27 protein-coding genes are annotated in these 23,378 nt (G+C 62.8%); 19 read left to right on the top strand and 8 right to left on the bottom strand.

Annotated elements, in window-relative coordinates; translation table 11 throughout:
* Positions 1-4 precede the first annotated feature (4 nt).
* The 4 genes from GRI38_RS02250 to GRI38_RS02235 are packed head-to-tail and all read left to right on the top strand — an operon-like array spanning position 5 to position 2,529.
* Positions 5-1,189 carry a DUF3089 domain-containing protein gene (locus GRI38_RS02250; protein ID WP_160681360.1) on the top strand — a complete coding sequence of 395 codons (1,185 nt, stop codon included), beginning with the start codon at positions 5-7 and terminating at the stop codon, positions 1,187-1,189.
* Positions 1,186-1,680: a Holliday junction resolvase RuvX gene (gene ruvX, locus GRI38_RS02245; RefSeq protein ID WP_237487313.1), complete on the top strand. Its 495-nt coding sequence runs from the start codon at positions 1,186-1,188 to the stop codon at positions 1,678-1,680. The genes GRI38_RS02250 and ruvX overlap by 4 nt, the downstream gene beginning before the upstream one ends.
* Before the next feature lie 41 nt (positions 1,681-1,721).
* Complete coding sequence (locus GRI38_RS02240) at positions 1,722-2,129, top strand: PaaI family thioesterase (protein ID WP_160682421.1); 408 nt, start codon at positions 1,722-1,724, stop codon at positions 2,127-2,129.
* Positions 2,116-2,529 (top strand): PaaI family thioesterase, encoded by a 414-nt coding sequence (locus GRI38_RS02235; protein ID WP_160681358.1) that lies wholly within the window; start codon positions 2,116-2,118, stop codon positions 2,527-2,529. Before GRI38_RS02240 ends, GRI38_RS02235 begins: the two co-directional genes overlap by 14 nt.
* An 18-nt stretch (positions 2,530-2,547) precedes the next feature.
* Here GRI38_RS02235 and GRI38_RS02230 read toward each other — a convergent pair whose 3' ends face one another.
* Positions 2,548-4,806: a transglycosylase domain-containing protein gene (locus tag GRI38_RS02230; protein ID WP_160681357.1), complete on the bottom strand. Its 2,259-nt coding sequence runs from the start codon at positions 4,804-4,806 to the stop codon at positions 2,548-2,550.
* 94 nt (positions 4,807-4,900) lie between these two features.
* Positions 4,901-5,893: an AAA family ATPase gene (locus GRI38_RS02225; RefSeq protein WP_160681356.1), complete on the bottom strand. Its 993-nt coding sequence runs from the start codon at positions 5,891-5,893 to the stop codon at positions 4,901-4,903.
* 137 nt (positions 5,894-6,030) lie between these two features.
* On the opposite strand from GRI38_RS02225, the gene GRI38_RS02220 reads away from it, so the two are divergent.
* Complete coding sequence (locus GRI38_RS02220) at positions 6,031-6,876, top strand: oxygenase MpaB family protein (RefSeq protein WP_160681355.1); 846 nt, start codon at positions 6,031-6,033, stop codon at positions 6,874-6,876.
* Here the strand turns inward: GRI38_RS02220 and GRI38_RS02215 are convergent.
* Positions 6,873-7,565, bottom strand: a complete 693-nt coding sequence (locus tag GRI38_RS02215) for a winged helix-turn-helix transcriptional regulator (RefSeq protein ID WP_160681354.1) — start codon at positions 7,563-7,565, stop codon at positions 6,873-6,875. The genes GRI38_RS02220 and GRI38_RS02215 overlap by 4 nt on opposite strands.
* A 66-nt stretch (positions 7,566-7,631) precedes the next feature.
* Here GRI38_RS02215 and GRI38_RS02210 point away from each other — a divergent pair, with 66 nt between their 5' ends.
* The 3 genes from GRI38_RS02210 to GRI38_RS02200 are packed head-to-tail and all read left to right on the top strand — an operon-like array spanning position 7,632 to position 9,236.
* Positions 7,632-7,991 (top strand): DUF1428 domain-containing protein, encoded by a 360-nt coding sequence (locus tag GRI38_RS02210; RefSeq protein ID WP_160681353.1) that lies wholly within the window; start codon positions 7,632-7,634, stop codon positions 7,989-7,991.
* A complete protein-coding gene (locus GRI38_RS02205; protein ID WP_160681352.1) occupies positions 7,991-8,788 on the top strand; it encodes a VOC family protein in 798 nt (265 codons plus the stop codon). Before GRI38_RS02210 ends, GRI38_RS02205 begins: the two co-directional genes overlap by 1 nt.
* Position 8,789: 1 nt before the next feature.
* Positions 8,790-9,236, top strand: a complete 447-nt coding sequence (locus tag GRI38_RS02200; protein WP_160681351.1) for an SRPBCC domain-containing protein — start codon at positions 8,790-8,792, stop codon at positions 9,234-9,236.
* On the opposite strand, the gene GRI38_RS02195 is transcribed toward GRI38_RS02200, so the two are convergent.
* Positions 9,233-9,826 carry a J domain-containing protein gene (locus GRI38_RS02195; RefSeq protein ID WP_160681350.1) on the bottom strand — a complete coding sequence of 198 codons (594 nt, stop codon included), beginning with the start codon at positions 9,824-9,826 and terminating at the stop codon, positions 9,233-9,235. The two genes, GRI38_RS02200 and GRI38_RS02195, sit on opposite strands and share 4 nt — an antisense overlap.
* A gap of 63 nt (positions 9,827-9,889) precedes the next feature.
* Here GRI38_RS02195 and GRI38_RS02190 point away from each other — a divergent pair, with 63 nt between their 5' ends.
* Genes GRI38_RS02190 through GRI38_RS02170 form a run of 5 tightly spaced genes read left to right on the top strand, consistent with a single transcriptional unit; the run spans position 9,890 to position 13,583 of the window.
* Positions 9,890-10,192 carry a BolA family protein gene (locus GRI38_RS02190; RefSeq protein WP_160681349.1) on the top strand — a complete coding sequence of 101 codons (303 nt, stop codon included), beginning with the start codon at positions 9,890-9,892 and terminating at the stop codon, positions 10,190-10,192.
* Positions 10,189-10,905 carry a glutathione S-transferase gene (locus GRI38_RS02185; RefSeq protein WP_160681348.1) on the top strand — a complete coding sequence of 239 codons (717 nt, stop codon included), beginning with the start codon at positions 10,189-10,191 and terminating at the stop codon, positions 10,903-10,905. The genes GRI38_RS02190 and GRI38_RS02185 overlap by 4 nt, the downstream gene beginning before the upstream one ends.
* The gene (locus tag GRI38_RS02180; RefSeq protein ID WP_160681347.1) at positions 10,902-11,798 is read left to right on the top strand and encodes a pirin family protein; all 897 of its coding nucleotides are present in this window, start codon (positions 10,902-10,904) and stop codon (positions 11,796-11,798) included. The genes GRI38_RS02185 and GRI38_RS02180 overlap by 4 nt, the downstream gene beginning before the upstream one ends.
* Positions 11,799-11,844: 46 nt before the next feature.
* Entirely contained in the window at positions 11,845-12,672 is an 828-nt protein-coding gene (locus GRI38_RS02175) for an SDR family NAD(P)-dependent oxidoreductase (protein WP_202389823.1), read from the top strand.
* Positions 12,669-13,583, top strand: coding sequence for an alpha/beta fold hydrolase (locus GRI38_RS02170; protein ID WP_160681346.1), 915 nt, complete (start codon positions 12,669-12,671; stop codon positions 13,581-13,583). Before GRI38_RS02175 ends, GRI38_RS02170 begins: the two co-directional genes overlap by 4 nt.
* Here the strand turns inward: GRI38_RS02170 and GRI38_RS02165 are convergent.
* Positions 13,580-14,719 carry a DUF2332 domain-containing protein gene (locus GRI38_RS02165; RefSeq protein ID WP_237487312.1) on the bottom strand — a complete coding sequence of 380 codons (1,140 nt, stop codon included), beginning with the start codon at positions 14,717-14,719 and terminating at the stop codon, positions 13,580-13,582. The genes GRI38_RS02170 and GRI38_RS02165 overlap by 4 nt on opposite strands.
* Before the next feature lie 45 nt (positions 14,720-14,764).
* Between GRI38_RS02165 and hisG the strand changes: the two genes are divergently transcribed.
* The 5 genes from hisG (at position 14,765) to GRI38_RS02140 (ending at position 18,928) form a co-directional block, all read left to right on the top strand.
* The gene (gene hisG, locus GRI38_RS02160; protein ID WP_160681345.1) at positions 14,765-15,424 is read left to right on the top strand and encodes an ATP phosphoribosyltransferase; all 660 of its coding nucleotides are present in this window, start codon (positions 14,765-14,767) and stop codon (positions 15,422-15,424) included.
* Positions 15,424-16,713, top strand: coding sequence for a histidinol dehydrogenase (gene hisD, locus GRI38_RS02155; protein ID WP_160681344.1), 1,290 nt, complete (start codon positions 15,424-15,426; stop codon positions 16,711-16,713). The genes hisG and hisD overlap by 1 nt, the downstream gene beginning before the upstream one ends.
* 7 nt (positions 16,714-16,720) lie before the next feature.
* Entirely contained in the window at positions 16,721-17,182 is a 462-nt protein-coding gene (gene nusB, locus GRI38_RS02150) for a transcription antitermination factor NusB (protein ID WP_160681343.1), read from the top strand.
* A 76-nt stretch (positions 17,183-17,258) separates the two neighbouring features.
* The gene (locus tag GRI38_RS02145; protein ID WP_160681342.1) at positions 17,259-18,350 is read left to right on the top strand and encodes a hypothetical protein; all 1,092 of its coding nucleotides are present in this window, start codon (positions 17,259-17,261) and stop codon (positions 18,348-18,350) included.
* A gap of 11 nt (positions 18,351-18,361) precedes the next feature.
* Positions 18,362-18,928 carry a fasciclin domain-containing protein gene (locus tag GRI38_RS02140; RefSeq protein ID WP_160681341.1) on the top strand — a complete coding sequence of 189 codons (567 nt, stop codon included), beginning with the start codon at positions 18,362-18,364 and terminating at the stop codon, positions 18,926-18,928.
* A gap of 13 nt (positions 18,929-18,941) precedes the next feature.
* Here GRI38_RS02140 and GRI38_RS02135 read toward each other — a convergent pair whose 3' ends face one another.
* From GRI38_RS02135 to GRI38_RS02125, 3 genes are all read right to left on the bottom strand, one after another.
* A complete protein-coding gene (locus GRI38_RS02135) occupies positions 18,942-20,183 on the bottom strand; it encodes an APC family permease (protein WP_160681340.1) in 1,242 nt (413 codons plus the stop codon).
* 113 nt (positions 20,184-20,296) lie between these two features.
* Complete coding sequence (locus GRI38_RS02130; protein ID WP_160681339.1) at positions 20,297-20,956, bottom strand: potassium channel family protein; 660 nt, start codon at positions 20,954-20,956, stop codon at positions 20,297-20,299.
* Positions 20,946-22,274 (bottom strand): TrkH family potassium uptake protein, encoded by a 1,329-nt coding sequence (locus GRI38_RS02125; protein WP_160681338.1) that lies wholly within the window; start codon positions 22,272-22,274, stop codon positions 20,946-20,948. Before GRI38_RS02125 ends, GRI38_RS02130 begins: the two co-directional genes overlap by 11 nt.
* Before the next feature lie 76 nt (positions 22,275-22,350).
* On the opposite strand from GRI38_RS02125, the gene GRI38_RS02120 reads away from it, so the two are divergent.
* The gene (locus tag GRI38_RS02120; RefSeq protein ID WP_160681337.1) at positions 22,351-22,860 is read left to right on the top strand and encodes a hypothetical protein; all 510 of its coding nucleotides are present in this window, start codon (positions 22,351-22,353) and stop codon (positions 22,858-22,860) included.
* Positions 22,861-23,378 lie beyond the last annotated feature (518 nt).

Genomic DNA, 23,378 nt, shown 5'->3' with positions numbered 1-23,378 from the left:
CGTAATGGCCCGTAAATTCCTCTACATCTTCGCCGCGATCATCGTCCTGGTCATCGCCGGCCTCGTAGTCCTGCGCATCTGGTCGCAGGAGCTGACCCAGCTCGCCTTCGTTCCGACAAGCGACTTTACCGAGCAGACGCCGATGGACGAAAGCCGCTATGCCGATGCGGCGATGTGGTTCGAGCGACCGGGCAAGGGAACGACGCTCGCGCGTTGGGAGCCGCAGCCTGCCGCACAGGAGGGCGCTGAGGACGCCGTCGAAGCAGACGCCGACACCGCAGAAGCCGATACAGACAGAGCGCCTCGTATCGAAGACCGGCTCGATTATGCCGTCTTCTTCGTTCATCCGACGAGCTATCTGGACCGGAGCAACTGGAACGCGCCGCTCGACGATGCCGAATCGCAGCGTATCGCGAAGATCTACGTTCGCGGAATGGCGAGCCCGTTCAATCGCGCGCAGCAGATCTGGGCGCCGCGCTACCGCCAGGCGACCTTCGGCGCTTTCCTTGCGAACAGCGAGAATGCCAATGCGGCCATAGAAGCCGCCTATGACGACGTTGCACGAGCGTTCCGAGTGTTCGCTCGCGAAGTTCCAGACGACATGCCGATCGTCCTTGCAGGTCATAGTCAAGGTGCGCTGCATCTCATCACGCTTATGCGGCGGGAGATTGCCGACACGCCGCTCGCGGAGCGTGTCGTCGCAGTCTATCCCATCGGCTGGCCGATCTCCGTTACGCAGGATTTGCCTTTCTTGCCCTTCCCGGCCTGCGGCGATGCGTCGCAAGCTGGCTGCATCGTCAGCTGGTCGAGCTATGCCGAACCTGCAGACCCGAGCGCAGTCCTCGAGACTTATCGTAATTCGATCGGCTTCGACGGAAACGCGCGCGGCGACAGTCCGATCCTGTGTTCGAATCCGCTCACCGGCGGACGCGGAGGTTCGGCCCCGGCGAGCGCGAATAAGGGCACGCTCGTTCCCGAGGAAAGCCTTAGCAACGGGACGCTCGTCACCGGCATGGTCCCGGCCCGCTGCGACGAACGCGGATTGTTGTTGATCGGAGAGCCGCCGGAGATGGGCAGCGCAGTCCTGCCCGGCAACAATTACCACGTCTACGACATTCCCCTGTTCTGGGAGAACTTGCGCCAGGATGTGGCGGCACGCCTCGCTGCATGGCAGGACGGTCAGCGATGACCTCCTCCATCCACGAAAACGCGCTCTCCTTCGCCGACGCCCTGCCCGATGGCGGGTCCCTCATGGGCCTCGATCTCGGTACGAAGACCCTCGGGGTGGCCGTCTGCGATGCCGGCTGGCGCTTCGCCAATGCGGACAAGACGATCACACGCGGGAAATTCGGCAAGGATTGCGAAGCGTTGCGCGCCATTGTGGAGGCGCGGCGCATCGCTGGCTTTGTCCTCGGCCTGCCGCGCAACATGAATGGCAGCGAGGGACCGCGTGCCCAGGCGACGCGCGCCTATGCAGCGAACCTCGCGCGCAGTTTTGACCTGCCCATTTTACTGTGGGACGAACGCTGGTCCACGACCAGTGCGACGCGCGACATGATCGGTCAAGATATGAGCCGCGCCAAGCAAAAGGCGCGGGTCGATTCGCACGCCGCCGCCGTGATCCTGCAAGGCGCAATCGACGCGATGACCGGCCACTCACTGCCCGGACTGGCTTCGTGAGCGAGCTGCAGGATTTCGACCCCGCCAAGGCGGCACCCTTCATGCTGCAGCACGGCCATAGCGGCTGGCTTGGCCTGCGCTATCGTGATCATGGGACGGATTGGGTCGAACTCGAACTGCCGTGGCGCGAGGATCTGATTGGCGAAACCGACCGTATGGTGCTTGCCTCCGGCCCGATCATCAGCCTGCTGGACATGGCTTCGGGCCTTGCCATCTGGACGATGGTGCGCAAGTTCGTGCCCATCGCAACGCTCGATTTGAGGGTCGATTACCAGCGACCGGCGCGCGATCATGCCTCGGTCATCGGCCGGGTCGAATGTTACCGCAACACCCGCTCGGCCGCATTCGTGCGCGGCATCGCCCATGACGGCGACCCGGACAATCCCGTCGCGCACATGGCTGGCTGTTTCATGGCGATCAACGGCGAGGTGCGCCATGTCCCCGGCTGAACATCACCCCCTGCCCGCCTATGCCCGGTCGCTCGGCATACGCTACGACCGGGAAGAGGACGGCATCCCTGTTCTCGCAGTGGATTTCGGTGCCTCGGTCGAAGGACGACCGCAGCACTATCACGGGGGCGCGACCAGCGGCCTCCTCGAAAATGCGGGCTATGCGGCTCTGCGGGTCACGCTCGAAGGGATCGGCCGCGAACACCAGCTGAAGCCGATCAACATCACCGTTCAGTTCCTGTCGGCTGGCAAGAGCAAGCCGATGTATGCAAAAGGCCGGATCACCAAACTAGGCCGGCGCAACGCCAATCTTGTCGTCGAAGCATGGCAGGACGATCGCGAAAGACCCGTCGCGACCGCAGTCATGAACATCCTGATGGGCGCTCCCGCCGAGAAATAGCGCGGCGTTACCCGAACGTTACTGTTCGAGTTGCTCCATCTCTCTCTCGAAAGCTTCCTCGAATCTGCGCGATTGCGCCTCGGCGCGGTCCTCGAGCTGCTGCGCTCGCTGTTCGGCCCGGCGCCGCGCGGCCTCGATGCGGTCCCGGTCCACGCGCAATCCTTCCTCGCCGAGCGATACGTCCACGGGAACGCCATCGACCTCGGTCGTCAGGACCACTTCGCCATCGACGATGCGAACCCTTGTATTGCCGCTTTCGCCCAGGGGAATGTCGTCTAGACCCGGGACATCGAACGGTTCGACCGGCCCGCCAGGATCTTCCTGTACTTCGGGCGTGCGCGACCCGGCGGGCGCTGCCACCCCGGCCTGCGCCATGAAGTCGCGCCAGATGCGCGCAGGCAAGCCGCCGCCGGTGACCCCCTGGAGGGGCGAATTGTCGTCGTTTCCGACCCAAACGCCTACCACCAAGTCGCCGGCATAGCCCACGAACAGCGCATCGCGATTGTCCTGCGTCGTGCCGGTCTTGCCATAGGCGGGGGCGGACAGGCGCGCTGCGCTTCCCGTACCCGCTTCAACCGCGCGCCGAAGCAAGCGCTCCATGTCGCGATGGGTTGAACGTGACAGGCTGCGCCGGCCACTCATCATCCGGTCGAGCCAGCCACTTTCCTCGAGCGCAAAGGCGTGAGGCACGACGGGAAAATCGTTCGCCGCAATACCGGCATAGGCGGCGGTGAGATCGAGCAGGCTGGTCGTCGTCGTGCCCAGCGCAACGCTCGGGTCACCGGTCGCGAAATCGCCTTCGAGGCCGAAAGCGCGCGCCATGTCGATCACTGCCCGGCTGCCGACCTCGTTGTAGAGGCGCACCGTCGCGACATTGCTCGACCGGGCGAAGGCCTGTTCCAGCGTCAGCGTGTCGCTGTAGCGACCATCATTGTTCTTCGGACGATAACCGCCTTCGGTAATCGCCGCCCCGGAAATAGTGTCGTCCGGGTCCCACCCTTCCGCGAGCGCCGTCAGATAGACGAAGGTCTTGAACGTCGAGCCGGGCTGACGCTGCGCCTGCGTCACGCGATTGAACGGCGTCTTCGCGTAATCGGTGCCGCCGATCATGGCGACCACTTCACCGTTGCGCCGCATCGCGACGAGCGCGACCTGAGCGCCGTTCAACGGCGCGCGCTGCGTCACACGCCGCGCGATATTCTGGAGGCGCGAATCGAGCGTTGTCGTGATCGTGCGCGATTCGTAGCCGCTCTCGATCAGCTTGCGCGCCTCGGGCAGCGCCCAGTCGGCGAAATAGGTGCCGGTCGGAATATCGCTCTTCAGCCTTACGTCTAGCGCGGGGGGACGGATGGCTGCCGCCTCCGCTTCGGTCAGCTTGCCGTTGGCGACCATCGCACCGAGCACCGTTCGCATGCGCTCCTCGGCGCGATCGTAATGATGCGTCGGGGCATAGCGCGAGGGCGCCTGAACCAGCCCGGCCAGCATGACCGCTTGCGGCAGCGTCAGGTTCTCCGGCTGGCGGTAGAAATAGTGCAGGCTCGCGGCGCGCAGCCCGTAGACATTGTCGCCGAAATAGGCGTTCGAAAGATAGCGCGAGAGGATCTCGTCCTTCGTCAGCCACCCCTCGAGCCAAAAAGCGATCAGCATTTCGCGCGCCTTGCGAGTCATGCTGCGTTCTGGCGTGAGAAAGGTGAACTTGGCGAGCTGCTGCGTGATGGTGCTGCCCCCGCCATAGCCCGTCCAGGCTGCGCGTGCGATCCCGCGCGGATCGATCCCCCAATGGCTGTAGAAGCGGCGATCTTCGATCGACAGGAAGGCATCGACCACATGGTCGGGCAATTCGGTCGCGTCGACCGGAGCCTCGACCACCGCACCGTTGCGCGCGATCGGTGTCCCGTCAGCGGCAAGCAGAGTGATTTGCGGCGGCGCTATGGGTTCCAGCGACTTCGACAACGGTGCGGTCAAGGCGAGCCATGCGACGAGCGCAACGAACAGTGCCGCGATCAGCAGCAGGCCACGCTTGATCCATTTCCAGCTAAGCCACCAGCGGCGTCGCGGTCGCTCACGTTCCGATCGGTGATGGAACGGCTCTTCGTCGTCGGCGTCGAGATGATCGCCGCGATAGCCCGTCAGCGCATCGAAGCGGTCTAGCCGATCGTCCCAGTCATTGCCGTAGGCGTCCTGCACGGAATAATAGCGAGAACCACGCGGCGCATCGTAATCGTCGTCGTCGCCCGACGGCGAAGAACCCTTGCGAAAGACGTCGAAGATGCTCATGGCCGGGCTGTATTAAACGACTAACACAGCTTTACGCAAGCTGAACCGGTGGTCATTGCCATTCGATCCTCTGGCATGTCGCCGCGCGCCGGACCTATTTCCTGAACGCGGCACTTTCCGGCAAATCCTCGCCGAATACGCGCTGGTAATATTCCGCGATAAGGGTGCGCTCTTCCTCGTCGCACTTATTAAGGAAGGACAAACGGAAGGACATCGGCAGATTGTCGAAGATCGCGTTGTTCTGCGCCCAGGTGATGACCGTACGTGGGCTCATGACCGTCGAGATGTCGCCATTGATGAATCCCTGCCGCGTCAGATCGGCAAGCTGGATCATCTTCTTGAGAACCTCGTCGGAGGTGTCCGGGTTCTTGGTCTTGACGATGTCGAGTTCGGTCTCTTCTGGAAGGTAGTTGAGGCCGACCACGATGTTCCAGCGGTCCATCTGGCCCTGATTGATCGCCTGCGTCCCGTGATAAAGGCCGCTCGTATCGCCCAGTCCGACCGTATTGGCGGTCGCGAACAGGCGAAAGTTCGGATCGGGGCGGATGACGCGGTTCTGGTCGAGCAATGTGAGCTTGCCCTGCTGTTCGAGGACGCGCTGAATGACGAACATGACGTCGGGACGCCCGGCATCATATTCGTCGAAGACGAGCGCGACGGGGTGCTGCAATGCCCAGGGCAGCAGCCCTTCCTTGAACTCGGTCTTCTGCAATCCGTTCTTCAGTACGATGGCATCGCGCCCGATAAGGTCGATCCGGCTGATATGCGCATCGAGGTTGATGCGGATGCACGGCCAGTTGAGGCGCGCAGCGACCTGCTCAATATGCGTGGACTTGCCCGTCCCGTGATAGCCTTGGACCATGACGCGCCGGTCATGGGCGAAGCCGGCGAGAATGGCGGCAGTCGTGTCGGGATCGAAGACGTAGCCCTCGTCCAGATCGGGTACGCGGTCGTCCTTGAGCGAGAAGGCCGGTATCTGCCAGTCGCGATCGATGCCGAAGACCTCGCGGGCATCGACGGTGGTATCGGGGGCGGAAATGACGGGCGCGGAATGCTCGTCGAAGCTCTTTTCGATATAATCGTTCATTGCGCCGTTCGGTTAGCGAGCGCAGCCCCGCCCCGCAAGGCAAGAGATTGCGCGCGAGCGGAACGAATGGCCAGCGCCCGGCATTTTGTATCGGGGGCGGCGTGCCTGCCATACCTCATCTCGCGAAAGCCTCGACAATGCCTGCCCCAAGACCATCGGACTTTATCAGAAAGCGCGTCGTCGAAGGCGTGCGGGGGATTTTCAACGATAGTTCGCAAGGACAAAAGCCCGTGCCGCCCTCGGACGAGGCTGTGTTCGAGAAGGACAGTCCGATCCGCATGGTCCATGCCGACATCGTCGCGATGATGGTCGGCGGCATTCGCTCGCTTCTGCTGCAGATGCTTCATCCCCACGCTCTGCAAGGCGTTCTCGATCACTCCAACTTTCGCGCCGACATGCACGGACGTCTGCGCCGCACGGCCCGGTTCATCGCGGTGACGACCTACGGCCATCGGGACGACGCTCTCGCGGCGATCGACAGGGTCAACCGGATCCACGAGCAGGTCAAGGGAACGCTGCCCGATGGAACCCCCTATTCCGCCCGCAACCCCCGCACGCTCGCTTATGTTCACGTTGCCGAAGCGCAGAGTTTTCTCGCCGCCTATCTGCGCTACGTCAGACCGGATATGCCGATGGCCGAGCAGGACACCTATTATCGCCAGTTCGCCGTCATCGCCCGCGCTCTCGATGCCGATCCCGCGCCCGTCACGCGGTCGGAGGGGGATGCGCTGATGCGCGAGTTCCGCAAGGAACTGTCAGGCTCGCCGGAGGCACGGGAAGTGGCGCGACTGGTGCTGGAGGAGCGACCGGAAGGCGCCCCGCCCGCCCTACAGCAATTGCTGGGGACCGAAGCGGTCGCGATGCTGCCCCCTTACGCAAGGGCATTGCTCGGGCTCGATCGACCCGGCTTGGCCGCAATTCCCGCCCGCGCTGCGACATGGGGCATGGGTAAGACGCTGCGCTGGGCCTTCCAGCAGACCTAGGCGATCTTCGGGGGCAATGAGAACAGAGCGGTAAAGCGCCCCGCGAGTTCGCGATCCCCTTCGACAGCGACACTGAGCTCGGCTTCGGCCGTATCGAGCGGGAGATCGCGGTAAAACATGCCAGCAAGCGGAGAGGCCGCCGGGGCGCGGAAAATCGTATCGCATTTGCGGGTCGCACCACGGCGGATGGGCAAGTCGCCTTCCAGCCTCGCGACGAAGCTCGCTTGGCCGATCTCGAAGCCAACCGATCCGGACAATTTTTCAAGTTTCTGCCGGTCGACCATCGTGCGAAGCGACATCATGAACGCCGCGGGAGATAGCGGTAGCGTCGGATTGTGCATGGTCGATCGTGCTGCCCAGCGACCAAGCTCCTGAATGACCGGCTCAGCGGCATGACCCCATTCGGTCAATTCGTAGAGCTTCGCCGGAACCGGGTCGGTGAGATGGGCACGTTGCAGGACACCCGCGCTTTCCAGAGTAGCGAGACGTTCCGTCAGAACCTTCGCGCTAATCCCGGGCAGTGCGCTGCGCAGATCGGAAAACCGGCGCGGTCCGAGCATCAGTTCCCTTACGATCAGAAGCGACCAGCGCTCCCCGAGCAGTTCCAGTCCGAAAGCGGTTCCGCAGGCGTCGTCGTACCAGCGCCCATGCGTCGCCTTATCTGCGTTAGTTTCTTTTTGTAACTTCATTGTTGATTTATGTAAGTAACAGGCGCATCCAATGCAAGTAGCGATTCGCTGCTCGAGGAGATCGAGATGTACGTTCAGGGATTTCTGATTGCCGTGCCGCAGGAGAAGAAAGAGGCTTATCGTGCGCTCGCGGAGAAAGCCGCCGACAAGTTCCGCGAATATGGCGTCACCGAAATAGTCGAAACTTGGGAAGAGAACGTGACCGACGGCAAGGTCACCGACTTTCGCATGGCGACCAAGGCCGAACCGGGCGAAAAGATCGTGTTCTCGTGGATGATCTGGCCAGACCGCGAAACCTGCGAGGCCGCAGGCCCGAAGATGGAAAGCGATCCCTTCTGGGCCGAAATGAGCGAAATGCCGTTCGACGGCAAGCGCATGATGTGGGGCGGTTTCGCTCCGATCTTCACAATGGGCAGGAACGACTGATGGCCGGTATTCCACTCTGGTATGAGCTTATGACCACCGACGCTGCAAAGGTTGCCCCTTTCTACAGCGAAGTCCTCGGTTGGAGCGTTGCGACCAGCGGCGATCGTCTTCCCAACGGAGCGCGATACGGAATGATCGACCGGGCGGACGGCAGCCAGGCCGGAGGTGTGCTCACAATGTCGGAGGATATGCGCGAACATGGCGCGCGGCCTTCCTGGCTCATCTATTTCAACGTCGACGATACCGACGAAGCCTGCGCAATGGCTCAGCAACTGGGCGCAACCATCCAGATGCAGCCGGTAACGATGGAAAACGTAGGCCAAATGGCGATGCTAACCGATCCGCAAGGTACGCTTTTCTACGTCATGACCCCGACCCCGCCCGAAGGCAGCGAGCCGGAAGGTGAAAGCTCCGTATTCGGTCCGGAAACGGTTGGATACTGCGCATGGAACGAGCTCAACACGCAGAACGCCGACGAGCAGGAAGCGTTCTATTCGCAGCTGTTTAGCTGGGAGGTCACTGGCGAGATGCCGATGCCCGACGGCCATACGTACAAGTTCGTAAACATTGGCGACGTGCCGCTCGGCGCGATTTCCTCGATGAAGCCCGAGAGTATGCCAAGCCAGTGGCTGCCTTATTTCCGCGTCGCCGATATCGATGCGGCAAAGGGCGCGGTCGAGGCGAACGGAGGCAAGGTGGAATTGGGACCGCACGAAGTTCCGGGCGGCGATCACATTCTCGTTGGATTTGACCCGGACGGTGCCGCGCTCGGCCTCGTCGGTAAGAAGGCAGATTGAGATGCGCGAACTATCCGTGACGACCTTCATCGACGCCGCGCCCGAAAAGGTGTGGGACGTCATGGCGAACCGGCAAGAAGAATGGGCCTGCCCTGCTCCTTGGCGCTGCGAAGTCGTTAAGCAGGAAAAGCGCGCGGGAGGCCGCGATGCCACAGTTTTTCGCGGTCCGAACGGCGAAGAAATGCCGCAGGAAGGTATCTACCTTGCGTGGGACGAGGGTCGGCGGATCGTCAGCACCGACGCAGTGACAGGAGACTTTCAGCCAACCGGTCCCTTTATGATCGGCATTTGGGAAATCGAGCCTGAACGTGACGGCACGCGCTATACCGCGAAGGCTCGGCACTGGCGGGAGGAAGACCGCAAGAAGCATGAGGAAATGGGCTTCGTGCAGGGCTGGGAAGCCTGCGCCGCGCAGCTGAAAGCCATCTGCGAAAGCGAAGCTGACTAGCTGAAAGCGTTGGACTTTCTCAGAAGCTGATAGGCTTCGACCACCCGCGACAATCGCCGTTCGTGCCTGCGGTCGCCGCCATTGCGGTCGGGGTGATAGCGTCGCACGAGTTCGGAATAGCGCCGCCTCAGACGTTGTCGGTCCGCACCCGTACCGAGGCCTAACGTTTCGAGCGCTTGCGCTTCCTGACGGCTGAATCGCCCGTCCATCGCCATCTCCGCCTCGCGCTGCGTGCGGTTCCTGATCCCGCTAGCGCGCGCACCGATCGCATCCAGCGGATCGGCGAAATCGGCCCAGCGGGGCATTCCGTCGACGCCCGCAGTCGGTTTGAAGGCGGGGGTTTCGGTCTGCCACCCGGACGAAGGGGATTGCGCGGACAATATCTCCTCGGCGCTCATCCCCTCGAACCAGTCGTAGCCGGCGTTGAACTCGCGCACGTGGTCGAGGCAGAACCAGCGCCATGCGCCCGGCCCGTCGAAACTGTTGCCGCGGCCGCCCGGCGCGCGGAATTCTCCCGGTTCCCGGCAGGAAGGATGCTGACACAACTGCCCCTTCGTATCGAACCTTCCGTGGAACCTGTCCCGCCGCATAAGCCTTTAGTTTGGGAAGAGGGGCACGCAATTCCAAGTGGAAACCGATATGGAAAGGAACCCATGAACACTGGTGTGGGACAGGAAATGGAGCGATTGCTGCGCGAAGCATTCGATCCGCAGGAGCTCGACGTCATCAATGACAGCGCAATGCATCACGGCCATGCGGGCGATGACGGATCGGGCGAATCGCATTTCACCGTCAGGATCGTGGCGGAAGCCTTCGTCGGAAAGTCGCGGCTCGAACGACAGCGGATGGTGAACCAGGCGCTCGGAGACATTCCCGGCGAGCGGGTTCACGCATTGGCGATCAAGGCGGAACCTCCCGCGCCGCCCGCCGTGACCGCCGGAGGGACGGGACAATGAGTTACGATCTGTGGTACTGGCCGTCCATTCAGGGGCGCGGCGAATTCGTCAGGCTGTTCATGGCGGCTGCCGGGATCGAATGGCGAGACTGTGCGCGCGAGAAGGACGCCGAAGCATTGCTCGACGACATGGATGAGCGCAAGGAAAAGGGGTTTGCACCTTACGCCCCACCCTATCTGGTGGACGGAGATTTCGCCATCGCGCAGGTCGCGCATATCGTGACGTGGTTAAGCGAGAAACATGACATCGGCGCCGCGGATGAAGCCGACAAGCTGCACCTCATCCAGCTACAGCTCGACATCACCGACATCGTCGAAGAAGTGCACAGCGTCCATCACCCCGTCGCTTCGAGTCTCTACTACGACGACCAGAAGGATGCCGCCGAACAGGCGGCTGAGAAGTTTCGCGAAGAGCGCATTCCGAAATATTTCGACCATTTCGAACAGGCTCTCGGAGTGAAGGATGGCGGCCCGTTCAGCCTCGGCTCTACCTGGAGTCATTTCGACACCTCGCTGTTCCAGCTGGTCGAAGGACTGGAATACGCCTTTCCGAGGCGCATGGCGGCGATAAAGGACGATTACCCAATGATATTCGCTTGCCGCGATGCGGTTGCCCTGATCGACGGTCTGGCAGCTTACGTCGCTTCCGAGGACCGCATCCCCTTCAACGAGGACGGCATCTTTCGCCACTATCCGGAACTGGACGCGGCATGACCGGCGATCCTTTCGAAATCGTCGTCGAGCCGATTACGCACGATCTCGGCCAATTCGAGGTGCATCGCGCCCTTCCGTCCAAGGCGCGAACGATGGTCGGACCCTTCATCTTCGTCGATCAGTTCGGCCCGGCCCAGCTCGACATCGGCGGCGGCATGGACGTGCGCCCTCACCCGCACATCAATCTCGCCACCGTGACCTGGCTATTCACAGGTGCGATCGAGCATCGTGACAGTCTCGGCACCTTTTCGACCATTCGTCCCGGCACGGTCAATCTGATGACGGCGGGAACGGGCATCGTGCATTCGGAGCGCAGTCCGCAGGCGGAACGCCGCGAAGGACCGAAACTCTATGGAATGCAAACCTGGCTTGCGCTGCCCGACGGACGGGAAGAGATTGCTCCGGCGTTCGAGGCGATCGACGACCTTCCCGTCATCGAGGACGGCAAGGCTAAAGCGACGGTCATCATGGGTGAGTTATGGGGCGAACGCGCACCGACACAGACCTATGCCGACACGATCTATGCGGAGATCGTGTTGCAACCTGGCGGCCGCCTGCCGGTTGCCGCTTTGGCCGACGAACGCGCTGTAATGCTCGTGGGCGGCGAAGCGAGCATCGCTGGCCGAGCCCTCAACCTCTACGATTTGGCTGTCCTGAAGCCAGGAGAGGAAATGACCCTTTCCTCGCAATCGGGCGGGCGCGTCATCCTGCTGGGCGGCGAAGCATTCGCGACGAAGCGCCATGTCTGGTGGAATTTCGTCAGCAGCGAGCGGGAGCGGATCGAGCAGGCGAAAGAGGACTGGCGCGCTGGCCGCTTCGCCAACGTGCCGGGTGACAGCGAGGAACATATTCCGCTACCCGATGGCGAACCCAAGACGGTCAGCTACCCCTGACGATAGCGGTTGCGCAGTCGCAACCGGGAAAGGAAGCACGAGGACGATGGCACTGGATTTCGACGGCAAGACGGTCTGGATAACGGGCGCATCCTCCGGCATCGGCGCGGCACTCGCCCGCGAATGGGCGCAACGCGGAGCCTCGCTCGTCCTGTCGGGCCGCGACGAGGCTCGCTTGTCGCAAGTGGCTGATGGTCTGGAATGCGAGACGCTCGTCCTGCCTTTCGACGTACGTGACGAAGCAGCGATGCGTGAGGCTACGGAAAAGGCTACCGCATGGAAGGAAGGCGGCGTCGATGTGTTCGTCGCCAATGCCGGCGTTTCGCAACGCAGCCTCGCCGTCGATACCAACATGGCGGTCTATCGAGAGATTATCGACATCGACCTCACCGCCCAAATCGCCGCGACACAGGCGCTGCTGCCGCATATGGTCGGGCGTGGATCGGGGCGGTTCGTCTTCATCTCCTCGGTTGCGGGCAAGGTCGGCGTGCCGATGCGGACCGCCTATTGCGCGGCCAAACACGGACTTATCGGCTATGCCGATGCCCTGCGCGCCGAACTCGTCATGAGCGGGATCGACGTCCATGTCGTGACGCCCGGTTCGGTTGCGACGAATGTCTCGCGCAATGCACTGGAAGCCGACGGTTCGGCACGAGGACGCAGCGACAAGGCGATCGACGAGGGGATACCGGCGGACGAGGCGGCCACAGCGATCATCGACGCGGTTGCTCTCAATCAGCGTGAGATCGTCGTGGCGCGCGGCATGGAACAGGCGATGGCAGAAGCACGGCGCACCCCGGACCAGCTTCTCGATCAGGTCGCCCGGATGGTCGAGAACGGCTATGTCGAGAAAATGCAGCGGAGCGATACATGATGGAACAGACCCGCATCACCCTGCCGAGCGGCATCGAACTCGATACCGTCGATACCGGCAATCCCGAAGGAACGGATGGTGAAGCACCCGTCCTTATCTTCCTTCACGGCTTTCCCGAAAGCCACCGCACATGGCGTCATCAGATCGCGCATTTCCGGGATCGCTATCGCTGCATTGCGCCCGACCAGCGTGGCTATCGCAACTCGTCGAAGCCGCAGGACGTCGCAGCCTATACGGTCGACAAGCTCATCGGCGACATCTTCCAGCTTGCCGATGCGCTAGGCATCGCGAAGTTCACCATTGTCGGCCACGACTGGGGTGGCGCGATCGCCTGGGCGGTCGCCTATGCCGGGCAGGCGAGCGGACGGGTCGAGCGCTGCATTATCGCCAACGCGCCCCACCCGGTCGTCTTCCAGAAACTGCTTTACACGAACCGCCAGCAGCGCGAGGCGAGCCAGTACATGCGCGAATTCCGCGATCCGGCGAATGACGCGCTGGTGAAGGAGCATGGCCTCGTCGGCATCCTTCAGAAAGCAGTCAAGTGGGACCGCCCGAGTGCCATGGAAGCGGAGGAACGCGATGCCCTGATGGCGGAATGGCAGGATCGCGACGCAGCCTTCGGAATGCTTAACTGGTACCGCGCCTCGCCGATCGACGTGCCGCCGCTCGATGCAGCCTATGAACTTCCAGAGGGCTACATGCCCCCGCCGCTACCCACCCTGACGATGCCCACGCTAGTAATCTGGGCAATGGACGATCTTGCCCTGCCGCCCGCAAATCTCGAGGGACTGGACGAGGAAATAGCCGACCTGACGGTGAAGGAAGTCAGCGGTTGCGGGCATTTCGTACCGTGGGAAGCCCCGGACAAGGTCAATGCCGCGATGGACAGTTTCCTCGAACGTACCGGCTAGGTGCCACGCCATTCGACCCATGCGCCGTGCGGATGAGCGGTCGCCAGCAGATGCGGCGTCCCGTCGCCCTCGCCGGCTTTTTCCGCCGCATCCCAATAACGCAAGGTCAGTTCATGGGCGAAGGTCGCACGGTTCGTCTCCAGCGCCAGCCATGCAAGCGGCTTCTCGCGCGTGGCCTGCGCACCTGCCTCTTCCATCGCCGATGAAATGCGAGAGCGTTCCGCCTCGGGCAGATATTGCCACAGGATCGAATGGAAGATCGTCCGGCAGATGCCTGCGTCTTGCTCCTCCTGCAGCAGTTCCGCGACGAATTGACCTGCACCCTGCCGCGCGACGAGCGGCGGTTCCTCGCGGGCGAGTGCGATAGCGGCGTCGATCCGCGCCATGCGCTCGACCGCTTCCGGCCAGACATAGCTCTTGAGGCGAAGTGCCTCGGCCTCGTTCGTCAGGTCGATCGGCTTCAAGTCGCAGCCGAAGACGGATTCGATCCGCACATCGCTGACAGGGGGCGGCGCGCCCCGCCATTCCGGCTCTATCTTGAGGGGCGAGGCGTTCGCTCCGAAACGGATGCCGCCGAGATCGAAGCGGAAGCGGTGCATCATCGTGTTGATGCCTGCACTCGCGCCCAGTTCGTAAAGGCGAAACGGCATGTCTATCCGGTCAGCCAGCCATGCAAGCCCGGCCATGATCGCAGCCGACCTACCCGCTTCGTTGGTCTGCGGCGGCGTATCGAGCCAGGGCAGAAGCAGCGTGTCGTAGGTTCGGGCCAGGTCGCACACGATCTCGTCCACTTGTCCCTGATCGTTCGTCAGCCCGGCATAGACCGGCTCCAGCGCACGATCGGTTCCGGTCAGCAGGAGGTTGTGAAAACCGCCCGCGACGCGCAGCGGCACGGCATCCTCGAGCATCAGGCCGTGCCAATTGGCAAGCCGTCGGGCGGTTGCCGTTTCCTCGCGCGCGATGAGCGCCAGTTGCGCGCGAATGACGCGCGCCGTGTTGGGCGCACCGTTCTTCTCCGCGTGGTCGGCCTGCCACTCGATGGCTTCTGCCACCGACTTGGTTTCCATCACCGCGCGCTTGCTTGAAGTCTTCTCGTCCTGGCTCATCGCATGTCCTCGTGCCTTTCGCGAACCCATTACCGATTGCCCTTTGCGCAGGCTCCCCCTATCTCGCGCTGCATCATGCCGAGCCCGCTGACCTTCGCCGTCCCCAAGGGGCGGATTCTCGACGAGGCGCTGCCCGTAATGGCGGCCGCCGGCGTCGTGCCGGAAGATGCCTTCCACGACAAGTCCAACCGATCACTGACCTTCGCGACGACGCGCGAGGACATGGCCCTTATCAGGGTGCGCGCATTCGACGTCGCAACCTTCGTCGCGCATGGTGCCGCGCAGATCGGCATCGTAGGGTCCGACGTGGTGGAGGAATTCGCCTATTCCGATCTCTACGCCCCGGTCGATCTGCAAATCGGTCACTGCCACCTCGCGGTTGCCGAACCCGCGGACGGCATCGCGGTGACCGACCGGGTGAGCCACCTGCGCATCGCGACGAAATACCCCAACATCACCCGCCGTCATTTCGAGGCGCGCGGCATCCAGGCCGAATGCGTCAAGCTGAACGGAGCGATGGAGATTGCTCCCTCCCTAGGGCTCGCTTCGCGGATCGTCGATCTCGTCTCCACCGGGCAGACGCTGAAGACCAACGGCCTCGTCGAAACCGCGCATATCATGGACATCACCGCGCGCCTGATCGTCAACCGCGCGGCGCTCAAGACCGATGCGCGCATCGCCGAACTGGTGGAAGCTTTCCGGGCGACGCGCGCAGCGGCGGACAAGGCCGCCTGATGCAGCGGCTGGCGACGAGCGAGGCCGATTTCGAACGGCGGTTCGCAGCGATCGTGGACGATCGCCGGACGAGCGATGTCGATGTCTCCCGCGATGTCGCCGCCATCCTCGACGACGTCCGCAACCGCGGCGACAGGGCGCTGGTCGAATATACGATGCGCTTCGACAAGCACCGGCTGAGTGACGAGGCCGACTGGCGGATTTCGCGCAAAGAGTGCGAAGCAGCCTATCGCGACCTCGATCCCGAACTGCGCGACGCACTCGAACTCGCGGCGGATCGCATCCGCTCCTACCACGGAGCACAATTGCCCGAGGATCGCGACTATACCGATGCCGCGGGAATGCGCCTCGGCGCGCGCTGGAACGCGGTGGAGGCGGCGGGTCTCTATGTACCGGGAGGCCGCGCAGCCTACCCCTCTTCCCTGCTGATGAACGCTATCCCGGCAAAGGTCGCGGGCGTCGAGCGCCTTGCCGTCGTCACTCCGACCCCGAATGGCGAGGCTAATCCGCTGGTTCTTGCTGCCGCGCATATCGCCAAGGTCGACGAGATCTGGCGGGTCGGCGGCGCGCAGGCGATCGGTGCGCTCGCCTATGGAACGGACCGGATTGCGCGGGTCGATGTCGTCACAGGGCCGGGCAACGCCTGGGTCGCGGAAGCGAAGCGACAAATGTTCGGTGTCGTCGGGATCGACATGGTTGCCGGGCCTTCCGAGATACTCGTCATCGCCGATGCCGACAACGACCCGAGATGGATCGCCGCCGACCTGCTCAGCCAGGCAGAGCACGACCCGACCTCGCAATCCATCCTCATCACCGATGACGCTCCTTTCGCGCTGCAGGTGACGGATGCGGTCGAACTGCAACTGCGCGATCTCGCGACCCGCGAGGCTGCGGCGCAGAGCTGGAACGATAATGGCGTCGTCATCGTGGTCGACACGCTGGAGGAAGCCGCCGCCCTCGCCGACCGGCTCGCCGCCGAACACGTCGAACTGGCGGTTGCCGAGCCCGATCCTCTCTTCGCCAAGCTGCGCCATGCCGGCAGCGTCTTTCTCGGCCGCATGACACCCGAAGCGGTCGGCGACTACGTAGCCGGGCCCAATCACGTCCTGCCGACCGGACGGCGCGCGCGCTTCGCCAGCGGGCTGTCGGTCCTCGATTTCATGAAGCGCACGAGTTTCCTGTCCGCTTCGCCGGACGGCCTTGCCGCCATCGGCCCTGCCGCCGTCGCTCTTGCCGAAGCGGAAGGGCTTCCCGCCCACGCCCGCTCCGTCGCCCTGAGACTGAAGTAACGCCCCTATGAACCGACCCGCCAATCCCCGCTCGACCGCCCGTTCCGCCGCGCGCCTCGCCGCCGTGCAAGCGCTTTACCAGCACCAGATGGAGGGAACGCCACAAGCTCGGCTGCTCGACGAATTTCATCAGCACCGCCTCGGAAAGGAAATCGAGGACGAGCAATATGCCGACGCCGAGGTCGATTTCTTCGACGATCTGGTCGCGGGCGGGCTTGCCCGGCGGGAGGAGATCGACGAGGCGCTGATGGCGCGCCTGCGCGAGGGCTGGACGCTGGCGCGGCTCGACAAGACGATGCTGCAGATCCTGCGCGCGGGGACCTACGAACTGATTGCCCGCGCCGATGTGCCGAAGGCCGCCGTCATCAGCGAGTATGTCGACGTCGCCAAGGCATTCTTCGACGACCGCGAGGCGAAATTCGTCAACGGCGTCCTCGACGGAGTCGCCAAGGACGTGCGCAAGGACTGACGACCAGCATTCGCGAGCCGCTTGCAGGAACGCGATGCCAGATACGCCGTTTCTCCCGCCAAAGAGGGAGAGTTCGATGCCGCAACGTATCAGAAATGTTCTCGCCGCGAGCGCGGCCATGCTTGCGCTGGTCGCCGTTCCGCCAGCCTTCGCGCAAGGTCAGGGCAACGGCAACGGTAACGGCAGGAGCGGCGGTGGAGGCTCAGCTGAAAGCGCCGCACGTGGCAATCCGGGGAACGGCAGTGCTGGCGAGCGTGGTAACGCAAACGGCAATGCCGATCGCGGCAATCGCGGCGGCTCGGAGACGAATCTCCGGGGTAACGGAAACGGAAACGGCGCGAACGACCGGGGCGGACCGCCCGCACGGGTCGAACGCGGCAACGGGTCCGCAAATGCCGGGCGCTCGAACGGGAATGGAAACGGCAACTCCGGCGTCGGCGGCAACGGCCGCAATGCCGGCAACGGTGCGAACGGCAATTTCTCGAACGGCAATTCCGGCAATCGTAACGCAGGGCTGAGAGGCAATGGCTCTCGCAACGGATCGGGCAACTATTCGAGCGGTGGCACATATTTCGGCCTGAGCGAACTCTACGACACCGGCCCGCGGCTGATCGACGGGTGCCCGCCGGGCCTTGCTCAAAAACGAAATGGCTGCCTGCCGCCGGGTCAGGCGAAGCAGCGCTATCGCAGCTACGAACCCGATTTTTTCGGCCTGTGGGGCGCGGACCGGGGGGATTACTATTATAATGACGGCTATCTGCTGCGCTATCGCGGCGACTCGCTGCTTGGCTATCTCCCGCTGCTCGGCGGGGCGCTCGGTATCGGCAACATCTGGCCGTCCTATTATGAGCCGCGGCCCGTCCCGGACTATTATTCAAGCTATTACGGATTGGGCGATCCGCGCGGCTATCGCTATGCCGACAACGTCCTTTATCGCGTCGATCCCCAAACCTCGGCCATTGGCGGCATCGCCGCCCTTCTGACCGGTGACCAGTTCGAGGTTGGCCGTCCGATGCCGGCGGGATACGACGTCTACAACGTCCCCTACGGCTATCGCGACCGCTATTATGATACGCCCGATGCGCGTTATCGCTATGCCGACGGGCGCATCTACCAGGTCGATCCGACGACCTCGCTGATCGCCGCCGTCATCGATCTGGTCCTTTGAGGAGCGCTGCGATGACGAAAACTGTCGCGAAGGCCGCGCTGGCGGCCGTTCTTGCCCTTGGCCTTGTATCCTGCGGTAACGACGCCGGAGAAGCGACCGCCGCAGGCGCGGAGCCAGGCGACGAAACACTCGCCGAAGTTCTCGCCGATGCCGGCACGCTCTCCACCACCGCCGGCGCGTTCGAAGAGACCGGGCTGGTCGGCGTGCTGGAAGGCGAAGCGAGCTATACGGTGCTCGCCCCGTCCGACGCCGCCTTCGAGGCGCTGGGGACGGATGCGCGCGACGCGCTGCAAGGCGAGGAGCAAGGCGCGCTGATGGCCGCAATCCTGCGCGAACACATGCTGCCGGGCGCACTGACGCCCGAGGCCATTCGCGAGGCGCTCAACGCCAATGACGGCACGGTCGAGGTCGCCAGCTTCGGCGCTGGAACGCTCTCCTTCCGCTCGGAAGGCAATGACATAGTCGTCAGCAACGAAGCGGGCCAGAGCGCACGGCTGGCGGGCGAAGCGGTCGCCGGAAGCAACGGCGTCGTCATCCCGATCGACGGCGTGCTCGTCGATCCCGCCGCCCTTCCCTGACGCAGGTCCAGCCCTACAGCATGATCTCGCCCAGGATGAGACCGAGGGAAACGATCACCCCTGCGACCGGAACGAAGAGCGGCACTTCATAGGCGGGCTCTCCGCCCTCCTCCGCGAGTTTCAGGCGCACGAGTGCGAGGTTTGCCGCAGCGAAGACGGCAAGGATGATGTAACTCGTCCAGCTTGCCAGCTGCTCGGTCGGGAAGAACAGCGCGAGGCCGGTCACGATCAGGCCGCACAGCAGGGTCGCTGCAACCGGCGTGCCGGTCTTGGAATTGACTTTGGCGAGCCAGCTCGGCGCTGCGTCCCTCCGTCGCCCGAGATCGTGAAGGACCCGCGGCGCCATCACGATCTGCGCCATTGCGCCGTTGACGATCATCGCGAGGCTGACCGCTCCGAGGACATAGCCGCTCGACCCCTTTTCGCGAACCAGATCGACGAGCGGCGCACGGCTTTGCGCCACTGTGTCCATCGACAAAACGCTCACCGTCACGGCGGATACGACGAGGTAAAGAAGCAGCGAAGCGATCAGGGTGAACCAGATCGCGCGCGGCATCGCGGTGTCCTGATCCTTCGCTTCCTCGGAAAGAGTCACGAGGTCCTCGAACCCGATATAGGCGTAGAATGCGAGGAAACCAGCGGGGATCACGGCGCCCGCTAAGCTCGTCTCCGGCGCATTCCAGGCAGCGAGAAACTGATCGGGATAGCTGCCCAGATCGCTCCAGCCGTGGCCGATGACCCATAGCAGACCCGCGACGCCTGCGATCGTCGTCAAGGCCATGAACCAGGACGACTGCCGGATGCCCACGACTGCGAAGAACGTCAACATTGCGGTTAGGATCGGGACCGACCACCATTTCGAGATGGTCACGAATACATTGGAATAGCCGACGAAACCCGTGACGATGGTCGCAGCGGAGACGACGCCCGTCGCGACGATGCCCCAGCCTGCGAGCCCCGTCAGCGCCCGCGACCCGAAACCTGCCGAAACGAAGGAGGCGCTTCCCCCGCTTTCGGGAACGCGGGTAGCGAGTTCGGCATAGGATAGCGCGGTGAACGCCGCCGCCAGTGCCGCCATCAGGAATGCGAGCGGCGCGAGCGCCCCGGCAAGACCAATGATCTCCCCGATGACGACGTAAATTCCGGCTCCCACGACCGTCCCGAGACCATAAAGCTTCAGGACCGAGGGACCTATGGTGCGTTTCAGTTCGGCTTGGGACGGAGAGGAGGACTGCGTAATCTGATTGGTCGCCATACCGTTCCCAAAGAACGACAAGGCTGAAAGTTCAAAATTCTCTGCCTATGGCCTTGCGCATGACGAGCGGGCGGTACCCTTCATTGCAGGACCGAACGCGAACGGAACTCGTATCAGATCGAGGAGAACCGCTCGATGTCGGCGATCTTCCCTGACACGACGAGCTCGTCCTTGGGAAAGATGATCGTATCCGGGATCGCATGGAGAAAATCCTGCCCTTCCCGTTTCACGCCCACGACGGTCACGCCGTATTTTTCCCGGCATCGGCTGGTGACGAGGGGAAGACCCAGGATCGCTTCGGGCGCCTCAAGACGCGCGATGGCGAACTCGTTGCCGAAGGAGATGAAGTCGAGCAGCCGCTCGTTCAAAAGATGCGCCACGCGTTCGCCCATGCGCTGCTCGGGAAAGACGACGTGCCCTGCCCCCGTCCGCTCGAGTATACGCGCGTGGCTCTGGGTCGTCGCCTTGGCCCAGATATTGTTTAGGCCGAGATCCGACAGCGCGAGGACGGTCAGCACGCTCGCTTCTATGTCGGTTCCGATGGCAACCACCGCCGCATCGAAATCGGTCGCGCCGAGCCTTTGCAGGGTGGTCGCCTCGGTGCAGTCGGCTTCGACCGTCTTGGTCAGTTGCGGCGCAAATTCCTGGACCAGCCGGGCATCGACGTCCACCCCGAGCACGTCATGTCCCATCCGTTCCAGCGTCAGCGCGACGGCCGCTCCGAACCTTCCCAGTCCGATAACGAGAATGGGTTTGCGCTTTCTATCCGACAATCGGGCTCTCCTCGGGATAACGGTAGGGCCGCTCGCGCCCGCCCAGAGCAAGCGCGGTAGCCACGGTGATGGTTCCGACCCTGCCGATGAACATGAGGGCCGCGATGACGAGCTGCGCGCTCGGCGGCAGGTCCGCGGTGATCCCCGTCGAAAGCCCGACGGTCGAGAATGCCGAGATGCATTCGAACAGGATATCGTCGAGCGGAAGCGGACTGATCGACGCGATGTAAGTGGTCGCCACGAAAATCAGGCTTGCGGACAGGACGGTCACCGATAGCGCCTGCCGCTCGATCTCCTTGCCGAACCGGCGCCCGAACAGACCGGCATCGCGCCGCCCGAGCACTTCGGACAACACGATCGCGAACAAGACGAAGAAGGTCGTCACCTTGATGCCGCCCGCGGTCCCGGCGCTCCCGCCGCCGACGAACATCAGAATGAAGTTTACCATCAGCGTTTCGTCGTGAAATGCGCTGACATCGAGGCTGTTGAAGCCGGCAGTGCGCGGCATGACGGAGTGGAAGGACGCATTCAGCACCTTGCCGCCGACATCCATGGGACCGAGCGTGCCCGGATTGTACCACTCCGACGCGAGGATCGAGAGGAATCCCACCAGCAGCAGTGCGACGGTTCCCGCAACGGTGACCTTCGTGTGAAGCGTCCAGCGGCGCCAACGCAGCCTCGTGGTCCGAATGTCCTGCAGGACCGGGAAACCGAGCGCCGTGAGGACAACTGTGAACATGATCGGACCGAGGATGTAGACATCGGTCTGGTAGCCGATAAGGCTGTCGGAATTGACCGAAAAGCCCGCATTGTTGAAAGCGCTAACGGAATGGAAGACGCCGTGCCACAAGGCGTTGCCTGCCGGCATATCGTAAGCGAGCATTAAACGCGCCGCGAGGATGATCGCGACGAGCGCTTCGACCGTGAGCGTGACCGCGAAGATCAGGCGCAGGACGGAGGCGGCATCGCCTGTTTCCAGCCGATTTCGCTCTACCTGAGTCGCCATTCGTTCGCGCAGACCCACGCCTCGGCCAACCATGAGACCGAAGAGCGTTGCGGCCGTCATTATTCCAAAGCCGCCGATCTGGAACATCAGCAGGATCGATACCTGCCCGAAAACGGACCAGTAGGTCGGCGTGTCGACCACGATGAGGCCGGTCACCGCGACCGCCGAAGTGGCCGTGAACAGGGCTGTCAGAAACGGCGCATGGACGCCGGAGGTCGTGGCGAAGGGCAGGCTGAGAAGGATCGTACCCACGACGATCGCGCACAGGAAGAGCACGGGAATGAGGCGGATCGGATCGCGGAGCCCTCGCATTTCGCTCCATTGCTACCGTTGCGGCGACATAGCAAGATGACAAGAAGATGCGACGGACAGATGAGGTTTACACGTCATGCGAAAACTCAAGGTGAAACGGCTGCTGGCGAGCACGCTGGCTGGGTTAGCCGCGTTCTACGCGATCCTGGTGCTGATCTTCGCAACCTACTTTCCCGCCTTGGCTCTTCAATACGCGAAGTCCCCTTCGGATTGGCGGGAAGCTGTTCAGTTTATTCCCGGCTACGCCTACCGGGCCGTGCAGGCGGACTTCTTCACACCGAGCGACGGTCCTATTTACCGCATTACAGGTGTCACCTCGAATGCCAGCGAGCTTTATGTAATTTTCCGGGATAATGGTGAAGAATGTTTGATCTGGATTGAAGACTTCAATGAATTTACAAGGTCATGTTTCAGTGAGGGCAGAAGGGTAGGTTTCTATCCTGCTCGGTATGAAATACAAAAATACTTTAATTCCAATGGTAAAATTTGCTTCTTTGAAGGGCAAGGCTTGTTTGAGCTATCCCGTCAAGTAAGCTGTCGTGACATTCAATCTGAGCTGGTGCCATGGAGGAATTTGGGGCAATGACTACTTTGACTTTCGCGCAAGTGAAGGAGAGGATTAACTATCGCGATTTAGAGGGTGGGATTGCTAATAAACGGACCGAGGGACGAGCGATAATTCAGATTTCTGAGGGACACTGCTCTCGTGAACCGGCTGGCGACTAGCCCGATGGCCAATGCAACGCGTCGCGGGCAAGTTCCAGCGCCTTTCCCAGCGCCTCCTCCGCCGGCACCCGAACGTCGGACTGCACGCCGACATTCTGCCGGTTCGTACCGGTGATCGGATTGACCGAACGCCCTTCGGGGCAGATCGAGGGCGAAATGTTCGTAGACGCGGCGATATTCGAACGGATGCGCCCCGCCGCCAGTTACCTTCCGACGGTCGCGTACGGGTGGCGGCCTAAAAAGGCTGCCGAACTAGAAGAGTATGAGCGTCTTCTTGCGGCTGAGTTCGACGGCAGCTAGACGACCGCTTTCCATCCCATAGTCCAACGTTCGCAAGCTTCGCGGCATCGGCCCTAACGCGGACCGACTGCTATCGCG

Origin of the sequence: Parapontixanthobacter aurantiacus (assembly GCF_009827635.1) — a bacterium.
Classification (GTDB): Bacteria; Pseudomonadota; Alphaproteobacteria; order Sphingomonadales; family Sphingomonadaceae; genus Parapontixanthobacter; species Parapontixanthobacter aurantiacus.
The sequence above is the reverse complement of the archived record's forward strand: the minus strand, read 5'-3'. Positions and strand labels throughout refer to the sequence as shown.